The 15144-nt window shown below is 67.7% G+C and carries 13 protein-coding genes and 1 tRNA gene; 2 read left to right on the top strand and 12 right to left on the bottom strand.

Annotated elements, in window-relative coordinates; genetic code table 11:
- Nucleotides 1–162 precede the first annotated feature (162 nt).
- The 4 genes from OC550_RS04165 to panD form a co-directional block, all read right to left on the bottom strand.
- Nucleotides 163–1149, bottom strand: coding sequence for a hypothetical protein (locus OC550_RS04165; RefSeq protein ID WP_262104039.1), 987 nt, complete (start codon nt 1147–1149; stop codon nt 163–165).
- A 258-nt stretch (nt 1150–1407) separates the two neighbouring features.
- Entirely contained in the window at nt 1408–3198 is a 1791-nt protein-coding gene (locus OC550_RS04160; RefSeq protein WP_262104038.1) for a DUF853 domain-containing protein, read from the bottom strand.
- A 44-nt stretch (nt 3199–3242) separates the two neighbouring features.
- Nucleotides 3243–4169 (bottom strand): AEC family transporter, encoded by a 927-nt coding sequence (locus tag OC550_RS04155; RefSeq protein ID WP_262104037.1) that lies wholly within the window; start codon nt 4167–4169, stop codon nt 3243–3245.
- Between the two features lie 19 nt (nt 4170–4188).
- Nucleotides 4189–4602, bottom strand: a complete 414-nt coding sequence (panD, locus tag OC550_RS04150) for an aspartate 1-decarboxylase (protein ID WP_262104036.1) — start codon at nt 4600–4602, stop codon at nt 4189–4191.
- A gap of 588 nt (nt 4603–5190) precedes the next feature.
- On the opposite strand from panD, the gene OC550_RS04145 reads away from it, so the two are divergent.
- Nucleotides 5191–5880 carry a hypothetical protein gene (locus tag OC550_RS04145; protein WP_262104035.1) on the top strand — a complete coding sequence of 230 codons (690 nt, stop codon included), beginning with the start codon at nt 5191–5193 and terminating at the stop codon, nt 5878–5880.
- 61 nt (nt 5881–5941) lie between these two features.
- Here the strand turns inward: OC550_RS04145 and OC550_RS04140 are convergent.
- From OC550_RS04140 to OC550_RS04110, 7 genes are all read right to left on the bottom strand, one after another.
- Nucleotides 5942–6015, bottom strand: a tRNA-Gly gene (locus OC550_RS04140).
- Between the two features lie 365 nt (nt 6016–6380).
- Nucleotides 6381–7637: an ABC transporter ATP-binding protein gene (locus tag OC550_RS04135; protein WP_262104034.1), complete on the bottom strand. Its 1257-nt coding sequence runs from the start codon at nt 7635–7637 to the stop codon at nt 6381–6383.
- A 28-nt stretch (nt 7638–7665) separates the two neighbouring features.
- Nucleotides 7666–8505 (bottom strand): carbohydrate ABC transporter permease, encoded by an 840-nt coding sequence (locus OC550_RS04130; protein WP_262104033.1) that lies wholly within the window; start codon nt 8503–8505, stop codon nt 7666–7668.
- A complete protein-coding gene (locus OC550_RS04125; protein ID WP_306556907.1) occupies nt 8505–9461 on the bottom strand; it encodes a carbohydrate ABC transporter permease in 957 nt (318 codons plus the stop codon). Before OC550_RS04125 ends, OC550_RS04130 begins: the two co-directional genes overlap by 1 nt.
- Entirely contained in the window at nt 9458–10696 is a 1239-nt protein-coding gene (locus OC550_RS04120) for an extracellular solute-binding protein (protein WP_262106244.1), read from the bottom strand. Before OC550_RS04120 ends, OC550_RS04125 begins: the two co-directional genes overlap by 4 nt.
- A 234-nt stretch (nt 10697–10930) precedes the next feature.
- Entirely contained in the window at nt 10931–12106 is a 1176-nt protein-coding gene (locus OC550_RS04115; protein ID WP_262104032.1) for a cation:proton antiporter, read from the bottom strand.
- A gap of 6 nt (nt 12107–12112) precedes the next feature.
- Nucleotides 12113–12595, bottom strand: a complete 483-nt coding sequence (locus tag OC550_RS04110) for a cation:proton antiporter regulatory subunit (protein ID WP_262104031.1) — start codon at nt 12593–12595, stop codon at nt 12113–12115.
- Between the two features lie 96 nt (nt 12596–12691).
- Here OC550_RS04110 and OC550_RS04105 point away from each other — a divergent pair, with 96 nt between their 5' ends.
- Nucleotides 12692–13549 (top strand): tryptophan 2,3-dioxygenase, encoded by an 858-nt coding sequence (locus tag OC550_RS04105; RefSeq protein WP_262104030.1) that lies wholly within the window; start codon nt 12692–12694, stop codon nt 13547–13549.
- A 96-nt stretch (nt 13550–13645) separates the two neighbouring features.
- Here the strand turns inward: OC550_RS04105 and OC550_RS04100 are convergent, their stop codons facing one another.
- Entirely contained in the window at nt 13646–15052 is a 1407-nt protein-coding gene (locus tag OC550_RS04100) for a D-alanyl-D-alanine carboxypeptidase family protein (RefSeq protein ID WP_262104029.1), read from the bottom strand.
- Nucleotides 15053–15144 lie beyond the last annotated feature (92 nt).

Genomic DNA, 15144 nt, shown 5'->3' with positions numbered 1-15144 from the left:
TTCGACAGGCCTGGGCCCGCGGAAGCCGGAGAACGGCGAATCAGATCCCGCCGCATTCAGTCGCTGCCGCCATGAGAGAGCCCGAGCCGCAGGTGTCCGGACGCAGATGGATACCACTGCCGAACGATTGGGTGGAGACGGTGCGCCGCGGATAGTTCCGTCTCAGTATTCGACGACCGGCGTCAGGGTCACGTTGCCGTCATTGACGGAGAGGCTGCCCGTGAAGTTGAACTCTTCCTCTAGCGTCTGCGGCTCCGCGGCTCCAGTGAACAGGTCGATCTCAACGACGCTGAGCTTGGCCGTACCGGTGAGCGGCTCCATAACCCATGTGCCGTTGCTGGGATTGATGGCCACCTTGGGATACTTGGTGACTTCCCAATCGATGCTGTTGTCCTTGACCCGGTCCATCGAGGCGCTGAACGGGCACCCGGCCGGCTGCAGCACGGCCTGCTCGGCGCATCCGTCCAGGAAGCCGCGGACCTGCTTGTCCACCTCGTCGACCAGCTTCTCGGTCGCCTTGGTCTCCAGTGACAGCCGGGCCTCGCCCTCCTGCTCGGGATCCGTCAGCACCGACTCCACCACAGGCGCAGCAAAGAACTCGCTCGTGAAGTGGGCCTCGAACGAGCCGGGGTAGAACACCGCGAACTTGTTCTTGCCTTCGGGGAGCGCAACCCGTGTGCCGTTCAGCGATGCCTCGTTTTCGTTGACCACGCCGACTTCGACAGTGGGCAGTTCCGTCGGAACGAACCGCCATCGGTCGAAAAACAGCCAGCTCGTGCCGGACTTCTCCAGTTCGAACGACGTCGTGTGGGGCGTCCCCTCAATCGTGTAGTTCGCCGGCACCTCGACCCGGTCGCCGTCCAACTGCACGGGATCGCCGACTTCAAGGTCGCTGATATCCGCGACGGACTGTTTCAGTGGCGCGCCGTCGAGCAGCGCGGCGTTCGCGTCCGGAACCTTGGCATCGAGCAGCCCGAGCGCTCGGCCGCCGTCACCGTCCTTGAGCGCGTCGAAGTACGCGCGCACTTGGTGCTGCGGGCTGTAAACCTTGGCATTCACAATGACGATCGTGACGACGGCGGCGGCTACAGCGAGCATGAGGCAGAGCAGCCACGCAGCTGCCGTCCGGAGGACCGTCGAATTTCCCACCCTCATACGTTACCTGTTGGGCTGAAGGAAGCTTTGTCGCGTGAGCCATTACGACGGCGGTGGCTAGGTCGGCGGTGCGGCGGGAGTTCCGGCCGGGGGGGAGTGCGACGGCGGTGTCGGGCCTGGGCGGAGATGCGACGGCGGTGTCGGGCCTGGGCGGGCCGGGTACTGTTAGCGGCGGCGCCGGCGGCGGTGCCGAAGAGGCCGCGCATGAGTTCACGCCGAATACGGTCGCGGCCTGCATGGCGACGTCCTTGATCATGTCGGCTGTCTCATCCTTCTTCGGTGCCTGACGAGGCTCGTCCTGCCGCGGTGAACTGGAGCGGCCTCGTGAACCTCGACCGGGCTCGGCGGGACCAACCGTCGGGACCGGGGAGCGGGTTGGGCAGCGGGGCCGGCGGGTGGACTCGGGTATGGCGCCGGGCGGCTTGAGGGCCGGCCCAGGATTTCTTCTTCGATCCTGCGGGCCTCGGCGTCGATCTCGGCCGGCGTGGGCTGGCGGGAACCCGCGGAACAAGCGGTGCCGGAACCAGCAGTGCCGGAACCAGCAGTGCCGGAACCAGCAGTGCCGGAACCAGCAGTGCCGGAACCAGCAGTGCCGGAACCAGCAGTGCGGGAACCTGAACCTCCGGAACGGGAGGCGTCGGCCGGAGCGGGCCCCGCCGTCGTCGTACTTCCCGTGGCATCGCCGGAGGCAGGTATTCCGCTCAGTTTCTCGAACGCGGAGCGGCTGTCCACGGCCGGACCGTAGACGGCCAGCAGGGGCGAATTCCGGACCAGGCCGCCGACGGTCTCCGCGGGGGAGGGGCCGATGGTCGATTGCGGCGCGCACATGCGGGTCAGGGCCACTGGCGTGGGCGCGCCCCTCTCGTTCATGACGGTCACGACGGCTTCGCCGATGCCGGCGCTAGTGAGGACTTCCTCGAGGTCGTAGTCGCTCATGGGGAAGGTCGAGACGGTGGCCTTCAGTGCCTTGGCATCGTCCGGCGTGAAGGCGCGCAGGGCGTGCTGGATCCGGTTGGCCAGCTGCCCGAGCACTTCGGACGGCACGTCCTTGGGCGTCTGGGTCACGAAGAAGATGCCGACACCCTTGGACCGGATCAGCCGGACCGTCGTCGTGACGGATTCCAGGAAGGCCTTGGACGCGCCGCGGAACAGCAGGTGGGCCTCGTCGAGGAAGAAGACCAACTTGGGTTTCTCCAGATCGCCCACCTCGGGAAGTTCGGCGAACAGGTCGGCCAGCAGCCACATGAGGAATGTGGAAAAGACGGCCGGCTTGCCCTGCAGCGTCGGCAGTTCCAGGCAGGAAATGATGCCGCGCCCGTCGTCGGCGGTGCGCAGCAGTTCGCCCGTTTCGAACTCGGTCTCGCCGAAGAATTTGTCCATGCCCTGGGCCTCGAGGGAGACGAGCTCGCGCAGGATCACTCCGGCCGTGGACTTCGAGAGCCCGCCCAGCGCCTCGAGCTGCTCCTTGCCGTCGTCGGACACCAGGAACTGGATGACCGCGCGCAGGTCCGCAAGGTTATACAGTTCCAGGTCGTTCTTGTCCGCGTAGTGGAACACCAGCTGCAGGCTGGACTCCTGGGTCTCGTTCAGGTCCATCACACGGGCCAGCAGCAGCGGGCCGAAATCGGAGATGCGGGCGCGCACCGGGACGCCTTTACCGTCGCCGCCGAGGCTGAAGTACTCCACCGGGAACGCGGTCGAGGCCCAGTCCTGTCCCACACTCTGCGTCCGCTTGGCCAGCTTGGCGCCGCCTGCCGCCGGCGTGGAGAGCCCGGTCAGGTCGCCCTTGATGTCGGCGAGGAACACGGCCACGCCGTGGGCGCTGAGCTGCTCGGCGATCACCTGCAGCGTGACGGTCTTGCCCGTGCCGGTGGCGCCGGCCACCAGCCCGTGCCGGTTCATCATCGCCAGCGGCAGCCGGACCGGAGCGTCCGCGTAGGCGGCGTCGCCCACCATCGCCGCGCCAAGGTGCACGGTCGGCCCCTCGAACCGGTAGCCTTGGCGGATCTTTTCCAAGTGGTCGGCAGCCTCGAGTTTCGCCATGAGAGCAGACTACACAGCATCGCCCGGCAGGACGCCGGGTTTGTTCAGGCGAGCAGCCCGGCCAGCACCGTCATCGTCGGCACCGCGAGAATCGTGGTCAGCAGCACCGTGTCCTTCGCGATCACCACTCCGCTTTCGTAGCGCTGCGCGGTGACAAAGACGTTCTGCGCGCTGGGCAGGGCCGCGAGGACGACGGCGGAAAAGAGCAGGTGCCCCTCCATCCCCAGCGCGTAACGTGCGACGACGTAGGCGACGGCCGGCTGCAGGACCAGCTTCAGCGCAGAGCCCAGCAGCACATCCTTGCGGCGGCCGCCGTTGGCCTGGAGCGGCTTGGACCCGTTGAGGGAAATCCCGAAGGCCATCAGCATCGCCGGGACGGCGGCGCCACCGATCAGCCGGATCGGCTCCATCACCACCTCGGGCAGCTCCCACCCGGTGGCGGCCAGGACCAGGCCGATCGCCGTGCCGATCAGGATCGGATTCCGCACAATCTGGAGCAGGAAGCTGAAGACCGTGGTGCGGTACCGGCTGGTGGTGGAATCGAGCGCCATGAGGAACAGCGGAGAAAAGAACGCCAGCTGGAAGATCAGCACCGGCGCGACCAGCGTCGCGTCGCCCAGCACATAGGCCGCGACGGGGATGCCCAGGTTGGCGGAGTTCACCAGCGAGGAGGACATGGCCCCGATGAGCACCTCCGAGATCCCGCGCTTGAACCAGATCCGGACCACCGCGAAGTAGACCAAGGCCACCACCACGGCGCTGGCGGCGGCCACGATGAGCGTGTTGGAGAAAATGACTTCCAGATCGGATTCGCTCAGCGTCTCCAGCAGCAGACACGGACTGGCCACGAAGAAGGCGAGCCGGCTCAGCGCCATGCTGCCGCCCGGACCCAGCAGGTTGCCCCGGCCTACGGCAAAGCCGACGAGGATGATGGTCCAGACAACGGAGAACCCGGCGATGACCCCCAGCACGGCGCGGCGTTCGCAGCCGCTACTTGACGGCGAACGGCGGGCGCAAGAGCCCTTCCGTGATGGCCTCGGCCGGATCCGACCCGAGCTCGACGATCTTGTTCGCGGCATCCACGTGGACCACCTTGGGCATGTAGGCCTTCGCCTCGTCCGTGGTCATGTCCGCGTAGGTGATCAGAATGACCATGTCGCCCTGGTGGACCAGGTGGGCGGCCGGGCCGTTGATGCCCAGCACGCCGGAACCGCGTTCGCCTGCGATCGTGTAGGTTTCCAGCCGGGCGCCGTTCGTGACGTCCACGATCGAAACCAGCTCGCCGGGCAGGATGTCCGCGGCGTCGAGCAGGTCAAGATCCACCGTCACGGAGCCGACGTAATGCAGGTCTGCGTGGGTGACGGTGGCGCGGTGGATCTTTGACTTAAACATCTTCCGGTTCATCGGTTCCCAGTCTAGTCCGTGTCCGCGGCCGCAACTACGACTGGTCCTTTACGCGCGTCCGCCCAGTTGCCGGGTCTCGAGCCAACTGAGCCGGCGCCCTCCACAGAAGTGAACCGTGTGTATGCCCAAGTGAACCGCGCGGCATTGCTGGCCTGGTCCCAGGGCCGGGTCTACGCTGGAGGCAGAGGCGGCCGGCCTGCTGCGGCAGCGAACCGGCCAACGAACCGACCGGAGCAGGAGGCCCTGATGAGCACGAATGCGCAGGACAAGAACGACGGCGGTGCGCGCCGCAATGACGCGAATTTGACCGCCGATTCGGCGGCGACGTCCGGCCCGGCGGCGGGCGGCGGCAGCCGGCCGGGGGCCGAGCGGAGACGGCGCCGCAGACCACGGTGCTGGGAACGAGCGGAGGACCGGGTGCAACCGGTGCCGGGACCGATGAGACCACCGTGCTGAATACCTCGGGGCGGGCGGGGACAGCAGGGGCGCAAACGACACCACCGTGCTCGATACTCCGGGCCGGACTGGGGCGGGCACCGGTGCGGGGGGCTTCCAACGACACCACTGTGCTGGGGACGTCGGCGGCGGGTGCCGGCGCTGCTGGCGCGCGGGCTCGGCGGCCGGCGGCAACGCCTCAGCGCCGAGCGGCAGCTGGATGATGAGCGCTCCTACACGGACACCAGCGCCTACCGGCCCGTCACCCCGTTGGACCGGGACACGATGTACGTCAACCAGCGCCAGGCCTACGGCGGCGTCAAGGTCGGCTCCGCGTTCTTCGGCTGGCTCAGCGCCGCCGCCCTGACGGTGCTGCTCTTTTCGCTCGCCGCCGGCATCGTCGCAGCCGTCGGCTACAACAGCGGCGCGCTGCCGCAGGATCCGCGGTCCCTGGCGTCCGACAACAGTGCGCTTGGCATCACCGCCATTGTTGTCGCGCTGGTGCTGTTGTTCATTGCCTACTTCGGCGGAGGCTACGTGGCGGGCCGGATGGCGCGCTTCGACGGACTACGGCAGGGCCTGGCCGTGTGGGTGTGGGCGATCGTGATGGCCGTGCTGGCCACGGTGATCGGGCTGGCGACGGGCGGCATGGACCTGGTCAATACCGTCACCGGCAGCGCTGCCCTGTCTTCCATGGTGCAGGATCTGTCGGTTCCGGGATTGATCACCCTCGGCGTGGTACTGCTGGTCACGCTGGCCGGCGCGCTGCTCGGCGGCCTGGCCGGGATGCGCTTCCACCGCAAGGTGGACCGTGCCGGGTTCGAGACCCAGGAAGAGTACTAGGGAGAATCCGTTCCCAGAACGTTGTAGGGCCCTGCCGCCGGCAGGGCCCTACAACGTTCTGTGGAGCGGGCGACGGGAATCGAACCCGCGTATCAAGCTTGGGAAGCTAGCGCTCTACCATTGAGCTACGCCCGCCTGCGTCGTCCGGCACTCGGGCGACTGCCCGTCGAACAACGAGGTTTAGCTTACCCCAGAGTGGTCCCGGGTTGAATTCCATGCACTGGTGTGTCCGGACTTTTCGGAGGCAATCGGGCCGGGGCGGGGTCAGCGCAGCGGCGTCCAGCCGATGGGTAGTGGCCCGCCTATGGTGGCGCGGCGCCGATCACTGTCGGCCGACCAGCCCTGTGCCTCGTGGGTATTGGATGGGCCGGCCGCGCCGCGGGCCGGACCGGCAGGACGCGCCGAGTACGCGCAGCCCGGCCGGCACCGGGCGCAGGGGTGGTCGCCGCAGATTCCGGCGTCATGGCTTCAGCGTCGTGAGAACCGGCGGCTCCGCCGGGCTAGACGTTGGCCCGGTCGCGCTCCCGGGCGTCGGCGATTTCCTCAGCTCGGGCGGCGTTGGCTTCCTCGGTCAGGGCAGCGCCGGAGGCCGCGTCGCGGGTGAGGTTCTCGCCGGTCTCGGGGTCGAAGAGGTGCAGTTTCCGGGTGTCCAGCCAGAGCTCGGCGGGGCGGCCGCCGCGGATCCGGCTGGCTGCGTCCAGGGTCACCACGATCTGCGGGCGCAGCTCGTCCGCGTCCATGTCGCGGGCCAGGCCGTCGAGCAGGGCCCGCACCTCCGGGTCGGGATCGAAGTTGATGTAGCCGTACTGTTCGTTGCCGAGCCACTCGGTGTGGGTCAGCTCGGCGGTGAAGGTGGAGCCGTGGGGGAGTTTGGCCTCATCCACCAAAGAGGCGTCCTCGAAGAATTCCGGGCGGACGCCGACCAGGACCAGGCGCTTGCCCTCGATCGCGCTGGCCTTGCGGGAATCGACCTGGATGTCCCCGACGGCGGTCTTCAGGACGTTGCCGGAGACGGTGGCCGGGACGAAGTTCATGGAGGGCGAGCCGATGAAGCCGGCCACGAACAGGTTGACCGGCTGCTCGTACAGCTCCCGCGGCGAGGCGATCTGCTGCAGCACGCCCTTCTTCAGGACCGCGACCCGGTCGCCGAGCGTCATGGCTTCCGTCTGGTCGTGGGTGACATAGACGGATGTGACGCCGAGGCGACGCTGCATCTGCGAGATTTCCGAGCGCATCTGGCCGCGCAGCTTGGCATCGAGGTTGGAGAGCGGCTCGTCGAAGAGGAAGGCGTCGGCCTGCCGCACGATGGCACGGCCCATGGCGACGCGCTGGCGCTGGCCGCCCGAGAGATTGCCCGGCTTGCGCTCGAGATGGTCCGTGAGCTCCAGGGTCTTGGCGGCGTCCGTGACGAGGCGGCGGATTTCTTCCTCGCTGTGCTTACCCTTTCCGAGCCGGAGCGGGAAGGCGATGTTCTCGAACACGGTCAGGTGCGGGTAGAGGGCGTAGTTCTGGAACACCATGGCCAGGTTGCGGTCCCGCGGCGCCTTCTCGTTGACCCGCTGGCCGTCGATCAGCAGGTCTCCGGAGGTGATGTCCTCCAGGCCCACGATCATGCGCAGCAGCGTCGACTTGCCGCAGCCCGAAGGTCCCACGAGGATGATGAACTCGCCGTCGGCGATGTCGATGCTGACGTCGTTGACCGCGGGGAATCCGTCCCCGTACTGCTTGACGAGATGGTTGAGGGTGATCGATGCCATGGCTTCGGCTACCTTTCTGTGGCGCGGGTCAGCCCTTGACGGCGCCCTGGGTCAGGCCTGAGACGATCTGGCGCTGGAACAGCAGCACCAGCAGGACGATGGGGATGGTTACGATGATGGCGGCGGCGGAAATCGCGCCGACCGGGGCCTCGAACTGGGAGGCGCCGGTGAAGAAGGCCAGCGCCGCCGGCACCGGCCGGGCAGCCTCCGTGGAGGTGAGCGAGATGCCGTACACGAAGTCGTTCCACGCGATGAAGAAGGCGATGATCGCCGTCGTGAATACCCCCGGTGCGGCGAGCGGCACGATGGCCTTACGGAACGCCTGCCAGGTGGTGGCACCGTCCACCTGCGCCGCCTGCTCCAGCTCCCACGGGATCTGGCGGAAGAACGCCGCGAGGGTCCAGATGGAGATCGGCAGGGTCAGCGACAGGTAGGGGATGATCAGGCCGGGCCAGGTGTCGTAGAGGCCGATGTTGCGCCAGAGGTTGAACAGCGGCGTGACGATCGAGATGACCGGGAAGATCGACACCGCCAGGGCCGTGGTCAGGATCAGCTTCTTCCCCGGGAAGTCCAGCCGGGCGATGGCGTAGGCGCAGAGCGTGGCGAGCACGACGGCGATGAACGTGGCGATGAGGGCGATGCCGATCGAGTTCCAGAGCGAGCTGAGGAACAGCTCCTGGGCGTCGCCGACCAGGATCTGCTCGTAGTTCACGCTGCTCCAGTTCGTGGGCAGGAACTTGCCGGAGGTCAGGTCGCTCGGCTCTTTGAAGGAGGTCGCGAGGATCGAGGCCACCGGGAAGAGCGCGTACACCAGCACGAGGATCGAGATGATGGTCCAGACCAGCCGTTCCTTGGTCCTGGGTTTCATTATTTACCTCCTCGGGCGCCGGCGAGGTCGACTTTGAAGAGCTTGATCGCGATGAAGCAGATCAGCAGCACGCAGATGAACAGCAGGACGGACACCGCCGAGCCGAGCCCGATTTCGAGGCGGCTGATGGAGGTGCGGTAGGCCAGCAGCGAGAGCACTTCCGTGCCGAACGCGCCGTTGGTCATGATGAAGACGTTGTCGAAGATCCGGAAGGCATCGAGGGCCCGGAACAGCACGGCCACCATGATGGCCGCCTTCATGTTCGGCAGGATCACCCGGCTCATCCGCTCCCACCAGGTGGCGCCGTCCACCTCCGCGGCCTCGGTCAGCTCGTCCGGCACCTGCGCCAGACCGGCCAGCAGCAGCAGCGAGATGAACGGCGTGGTCTTCCAGATTTCCGAGGCCATGATGACGAAGAGCGAGGTGCCGCCCTGGGCGAACCAGTTCAGGTCCGGATCGATGCCGGGCACCCAGTCGAACCAGTTGTTGATGAAGCCGGAGTTGATGTCGAAGGCGTAGAACCAGGCGAAGGCCGAGACCACGGTGATGATGCCGTAGGGCACCAGGATGGCGGTGCGGAGCAGGCCGCGCACGGACTTCAGGGCCTTGTGCATCACCAGGGCCAGCGCGAAGCCGAGGATGAGTTCGACGACGACGGTGATCACCGTGATCAGCAGCGTCACGCCGAGGTCGCGCCACCAGACCACGTCCGTGAGGATCACGAAGTAATTGCCGAGGCCGATGAACTCGCGCTCGTCCGGCGCCGTGAGGCGGTAGTTGAAGAGCGAGTCGAAGACCGCCTGCAGGATCGGGTAGGCGGTGACGGCCAGCATGACCACAAAGGCCGGTCCGGCCAGCAGCCAGCCGAGCCGTCGCTCCGCCTTGGCCCGGTCGCTGTACTGCGGCGGCGGCTTCTGCACGGTCTGCGGGCGGGCGGGTTTCACTGAGGTACTCACAGCAGGTTCTCCCCTCTGAGCACTGATGTGATGAAGTCTGCGGTGGTCCGCGGCGTCCTTTGCGGATCCACGCTGGACGGCGGTGTCCAGCGCTGCTGCAGGCTGGTGGTGACTTCGTTGTAGTACGGCGTCTGCGGCCGCGGTGCCGACTGTTCCAGGGACTCGCGGATGGTGTCCGCCATCGGGAACTTCTCCTTGATGGCCGGGTCCTTATAGGCCTCGGTGTTCGACGGCGGATTGCCGTTGGTGACGAAGTATTCCGCCTGGTTTTCCGGAGACACGATGCATTCGATGGCCTGGTACGCCAGGTCCGGGTGCTCGCTGTCCGCGCCGACGCCGAGGTTGATGCCGCCGAGCGGGGGCCGTGCTTCCTCGCCGGCGTTCACCTCGGGGTAGAGGGTCCAGCCGATGTCGTCGATCAGGGACTTGTCCAGCGACCCGGATTCGACGCCGGCGTTGGTGGCGGGCCAGACGAAGGGCCAGTTCACCATGAAGGAGCCCTCGTCGCCCTGGAACAGGATCATCGAGTTGTTCTCGTCCTGGGTGGGAAGGCCGGGGCTGCCGAGGCCGTCCTTGCCGATGGTGGAGATGATCTCGGCCGCCTTGATGCCGGCATCCGAGGTCAGGCCGAGCCGGATTTCGTCGCCGGGAGCCTCGGGGTTCTCGATGATCTGTCCGCCCCCGGACTCGACCAGCGCGTTGATCCAGACCGTCATCGATTCGCCGCGCTGCCCCTGGACGCCGAGATACTTGTCCTGGCTTTCGGCGGCCTCGATCAGTTGGTCCCAGGTGACCGGCTTGCTCATGTCCAGGCCGGCGGCCTCCGCCACCGACTTGCGGTACCAGAGCAGCTGGGTGTTGGCCCAGAACGGGACGGTGACCAGCTGGTCCTTCCAGCGGGCCCCGGCGAGGGCGCCGTCGACCACGTTCGCGGTGGTCCGTTGCGCGACGTCCTCCGGGACCGGCGCGAGGAAGCCCGGCTCGGCGAGCTCGGGAATGAACGGCGGATCCAGGCTCATGATGTCCAGCGAGGAATCTCCGGCGGCCAGCCGCCGGGCCAACTGCTCCCGCTGGGAGGCCGCCTCGTTGGGCAGCAGCGACGTTTCGATCCGGTAGGCACCGTTGGATGCCTCGGTGCACTTTTGCGCAATGGCTTCCTGGCCCCCGTCGTCGGGGTTGATGTACCAGGTCAAAGTGGGCGGGCCCTCCTCGGGTGCGCACCCGGTTAACAGCATCGCGCCCAGGGCCAGCGTCACGCCGGCCAGGGCGCGGGGTCTATTTCGGCCCGTGGACTGTGGCCTCTCCGCTCGCGGCATAAATATCGCGCCTCCACCTCGTTGTAGGACGCCTTAGCAACTGTGCGCCCGGTCACTCCTAAGTAGCCTTGCCATCCGACCATATGCCCGAAAAAGGAATTTCGGCTAGTCACAGCGGCATCCCGCAACCGAAAAGATGTGGAGAGGGCCGGGTCAGCGTGCGATTTCGGGCTCGCGGGCCAGGCGGCGGACCACCGGTTCCGCGAAGCGGGCGATCACCGGACCCGCCACGGCGGTCAGCATGACGTAGGCCGTGACCAGCGCGGCCAGCTGCCCGTCGATGGCCCCCGACGCCACGGCCAGTCCGGCGATGACGATGGAGAATTCGCCCCGGGCAATCAGCGTGGTGCCGGCGCGCAGCTGGCCCCAGCGGCCGATGCCGCTGCGCCGCGCCGCCCAGGTTCCGGTGGCCATCTTCGTCGCTGCCGTCGCGACCGCGAGCAGCAGCGCCCACCCCAGCACCGGCGGGATGGTGGCCGGATCCGTGTTCAGGCCGAACACCACGAAGAACATGGCGGCGAAGACGTCCCGCAGCGGCTCCAGCACCCGCACCGCATTCTCCGCCGTCGACCCCGAGATCGCGATGCCCAGCAGGAAGGAGCCCACAGCGGCCGAGACCTGCAGGGTCGAGGCGATCCCGGCCACAAGGAGCGCGGCGCCGATGAGCCTGAGCAGGAAGGTTTCCTGGTCCGGGCTGTGGATCCAGGAGGAGATGCGGTGCCCGTGCCGCAGCGCCAGCAGCAGGACCGCGGTGACGACCAGCAGCGAGATTCCGACGGCCTGCAGGCCGCCGAGGAAGCTGGCCCCGGCGAGCACGGCCGTCAGGATCGGCAGGTAGACGGCCATGGTCAGATCCTCCAGCACCAGGATCGAGAGGACCGTGGGCGTCTCCCGGTTGCCCAGCCTGCCCAGGTCGGTCAGCACTTTCGCGGCGATGCCGGATGACGAAATATAGGTCACCCCGCCGAGCACCATGGCGCCGACCCCGCCCCAGCCGAACATCAGCGCCAGTACGGCGCCGGGGGTGAAGTTGAGGACCAGGTCCGCCAGCCCTGCCTGCCACGCCTGGCCGAGGCCGGTGACCAGTTCTTTGGCGGTGTATTCCAGGCCGAGCATGAGCAGCAGCAGGACCACGCCGATCTCGCTGGCAATGTGGCCGAATTCGGCGATGCCGCCGAACTCGATAAGCCCGCCGTGGCCGAAGGCCAGGCCGCCGAGCAGGTAGAGCGGAACGGGCGACATGCCCATCCGTGCAGCAATGCGGCCCAGCATGCCGAGGCCCAGGAAAATGATCCCGAGTTCGAGCAGCGCAACCGTCGTGCCGCCCATGGCGGCTCAGCTTCCGTTCAGGATGGCCGCGGCGGCGGCCAGGCCTTCGTCGGTCCCGACGATGACCAGGACGTCCTCGGCCCGCAGCTCCTCCGACGGCGCCGGAGAGGGCAGGATCTCGCCCTGCCGGGCGATGGCCACGATGGAGGCCCCGGTGCTGCTGCGGATATGCGCGTCGCCCAGGGGCCGCCCGGCGAATGGCGAACCCCGCGTGAGCGGCACCTGTATGGTCCTGATGCCCGGCAGCTCGCGGTGCTCCTCGCTGAGCTGGGCCACCAGCTGGGGGCCGCCCAGCAGGCTGCCCAGGGTGGCCGCTTCCTGCACGCTCAGCGGGATCGACGCGAGGCAGGCATCCGGGTCGTCCAGCTTGGAGACAATCAGCTCGGTCTCGCCGTCGCGGTGGATGACAATCCCCACGCGGCGGCCGGAGTCGAGCACCAGTTCACGTCTGACCCCGATGCCCGGCAGGGGAGTCTCTTCCACGTCCATGGCTCCACTTTAGACGGCACTGGGGCGCCCGTGGCGGCGGCGCGTACGCTGGTAGCAAACCGCCAGGCAGACACGCCAACCCGACAATGGAGCGCCATGTCCGTGGAGAAGAATACCCGCAGCTTCGAGCAGGGGATCGAGACCGATTTCTCGGACAAGATGAGCTACGGGTCCTACCTGAAACTGGACCTCCTGCTCGCCGCCCAGCAGCCGGTCAGCCGCCCCGAGCACCACGACGAGCTGCTGTTCATCATCCAGCACCAGGTCACCGAACTCTGGTTCAAGCTCATCCTGCACGAGCTGCGCGCGGTGCGGGCCGAGCTGCGCGCTGACGACCTCCGCGAGGCGATGAAGGGCATCGCCCGGGTCAAGCACATCCAGCGCACGCTCACCGAGCAGTGGTCCGTGCTGGCCACGCTGACGCCCTCCGAGTACGCGCAGTTCCGCGGCGACCTCGGTGCGTCCTCCGGCTTCCAGTCCTGGCAGTACCGCGCCGTGGAGTTCCTGCTGGGCAACAAGAACCCGGCCATGCTGAAGGTCTTCGCGGCGGACCCGGCCGCCCATGAGCTGCTATCGGACCTGCTCGATGCCACGAGTATCTACGACGAGTTCCTGGCGCTGCTCCACCGCCGCGGCTACGCGGTGCCCCCGGCCGTGCTCGAGCGCGATGTCCGCCACGCCCACGTGTTCAGCCTGGAGCTGGTGGCCGCGTTCAAGTACATCTACGAGAACACGCATGACAACTGGGACGTCTACGAGGCGTGCGAGGAACTCGTGGACCTGGAGGAGAACTTCCAGCTCTGGCGCTTCCGGCACCTGAAGACGGTGGAGCGCACCATCGGCTACAAGCCCGGCACCGGCGGCTCCTCCGGCGCGGCGTTCCTGCAGAAGGCGCTGGAGCTGACGTTCTTTCCCGAGCTGCTCGCGGTCCGCACGGAGATCGGCCGCCCCTGAGCGGACACGGAGTACGACGGCGCAGGCGCACCTTCCGCGCGCAAGGCGCGGTTCCGCCGTCGTACTTCAGGCTGCCGGCACCCGGGCGGCCACGGGTCAGCGGAAGACGTTGTAGCCGGTGAAGCCGGAACCTTCCTGGCTGCGGATGCCGAAGCGGCCGGCGGTGTAGGGGTAGTAGCGCAGGGCACCGTCCTTGAACTTCGCCATGAAGCCGGTGGAGCCCGACGCGGCGTAGCCGTAGAGCGGGGTGATGGAGGAGACCTTGTCCCAGCCGCTGCCGCCGATCTGCTTGCGCGCCGACGCGGAGGTGCTGACCGAGCCCGTGCCGTTGCCCGGATAGACGTACAGCTCTCCGGTGCGGCGCACCGCGACGATGTCCTGCTTGCCGTCCTGGTTCCAGTCCAGCAGGGTCGGCCAGTAGGCGCCCCAGCCACGGCTGAAGACCTTGCCGCCGGAGAGCCCCGCGCCGGAGCCGTTGCGGTAGTAGAACAGGGAGCCGTCCGACCAGCGCTTGGCGACCAGGCCCGGATAGCGGTCCGCAGACACCCAGCTGCCGGCGGTGATGTCGAACCTGGCGAAGCCACTGCCGACCTGCCGCGGGGCCTGGAAGCCGCCGCCGGCCCTGCCGTAGTTGACCAGCAGGCGGCCGTCCTTCATCTGCAGCAGCAGGTCGATGGTGCCGTCGCGGTTCCAGTCCACCGCCGTGCCGGTCCTGACCCCGCCGTAGGCGGTGTCGATCCGCACCCGCGCGTGCAGCCTGCTCGCGCCGCCGGGATAGCGCCAGAGCTCGCCGGCCGGGTCCGCGGCGAGGACGTCGGCATAGCTGCGCACGCTGGGCTTGCCCAGGACGTAGTAGTGCTCCATCGTCGGGATCTTCTTGGACCGCATCTCGGTGGCCAGCGCGACGCCGACGTAGCGCAGGTGCCAGGGCTCGTAGGTGTAGCCGGTGGTGGCTTCGTGGCCCTTGGGGTAGCGGATGATGAAGCCGAACTTGTAGGCGTTGGCTGCCACCCACTTGCCCGCCGCGGTGTCGCCGAAGCAGGCGGCCAGGCCGCAGGAGCCGCTCGCGAGACCGACGTCCACGGCCAGGCCGGTCTGGTGCTCGCTGTAGCCCGGCCGGGCGGAGATCCGGTCCGCGTAGGCCTTGCCGTACGTCTGGACGTAGTAGTTGTAGAGGTCGCGCTGCTGCGTGTAGGAGCGGTAGGCGCTGACGACGGCGATGGAGTGGCCGGCGTTGGCCGCCCCCGTGAACAGGCCGGAGAGCTTGGACCTCACGTCCGACCGCATCCGGTAGCCGGTGCCCTTCCAGCTCACCAGGGACGGTGTGTACTTGGCCGGACTCAGCGGGTGGTCCTTGTTGACCAGGACCCTACTGTGCCCGGGGTCCCGGACCGGCTCGGCGGCCCGGGCCGGAGCCGCGGTGAACAGGGCGAGGATCAGGGCGGCTGCGGCGGCGAGTGCTGCCAGCATGGGCCGAAGACGGCGCGGCGGTGCGGTGGTCATGCGTGTTACCCCCCTTGGAGTTGCCTCACTGCGGCGCAGCAGTGCTCCCATCTTGGCACCGGCCGGGTTGGGAGGGACAGCTTTTCTCCGTG

Origin of the sequence: Arthrobacter sp. Marseille-P9274 (assembly GCF_946892675.1) — a bacterium.
Classification (GTDB): domain Bacteria; phylum Actinomycetota; class Actinomycetes; order Actinomycetales; family Micrococcaceae; genus Crystallibacter.
This window is presented reverse-complemented; position numbering and strand designations above follow the sequence as displayed.

Excerpts from the sequence above, each read along its gene's own strand:
- OC550_RS04160 (WP_262104038.1), bottom strand. The coding sequence starts at position 3,198 with ATGGCGAAACTCGAGGCTGCCGACCACTTGGAAAAGATCCGCCAAGGC.
- panD (WP_262104036.1), bottom strand. The coding sequence starts at position 4,602 with ATGAACCGGAAGATGTTTAAGTCAAAGATCCACCGCGCCACCGTCACC.
- OC550_RS04135 (WP_262104034.1), bottom strand. The coding sequence starts at position 7,637 with ATGGCATCGATCACCCTCAACCATCTCGTCAAGCAGTACGGGGACGGA.
- OC550_RS04130 (WP_262104033.1), bottom strand. The coding sequence starts at position 8,505 with ATGAAACCCAGGACCAAGGAACGGCTGGTCTGGACCATCATCTCGATC.
- OC550_RS04120 (WP_262106244.1), bottom strand. The coding sequence starts at position 10,696 with ATGCTGTTAACCGGGTGCGCACCCGAGGAGGGCCCGCCCACTTTGACC.
- OC550_RS04115 (WP_262104032.1), bottom strand. The coding sequence starts at position 12,106 with ATGGGCGGCACGACGGTTGCGCTGCTCGAACTCGGGATCATTTTCCTG.
- OC550_RS04110 (WP_262104031.1), bottom strand. The coding sequence starts at position 12,595 with ATGGACGTGGAAGAGACTCCCCTGCCGGGCATCGGGGTCAGACGTGAA.
- OC550_RS04105 (WP_262104030.1), top strand. The coding sequence starts at position 12,692 with ATGTCCGTGGAGAAGAATACCCGCAGCTTCGAGCAGGGGATCGAGACC.
- OC550_RS04100 (WP_262104029.1), bottom strand. The coding sequence starts at position 15,052 with ATGACCACCGCACCGCCGCGCCGTCTTCGGCCCATGCTGGCAGCACTC.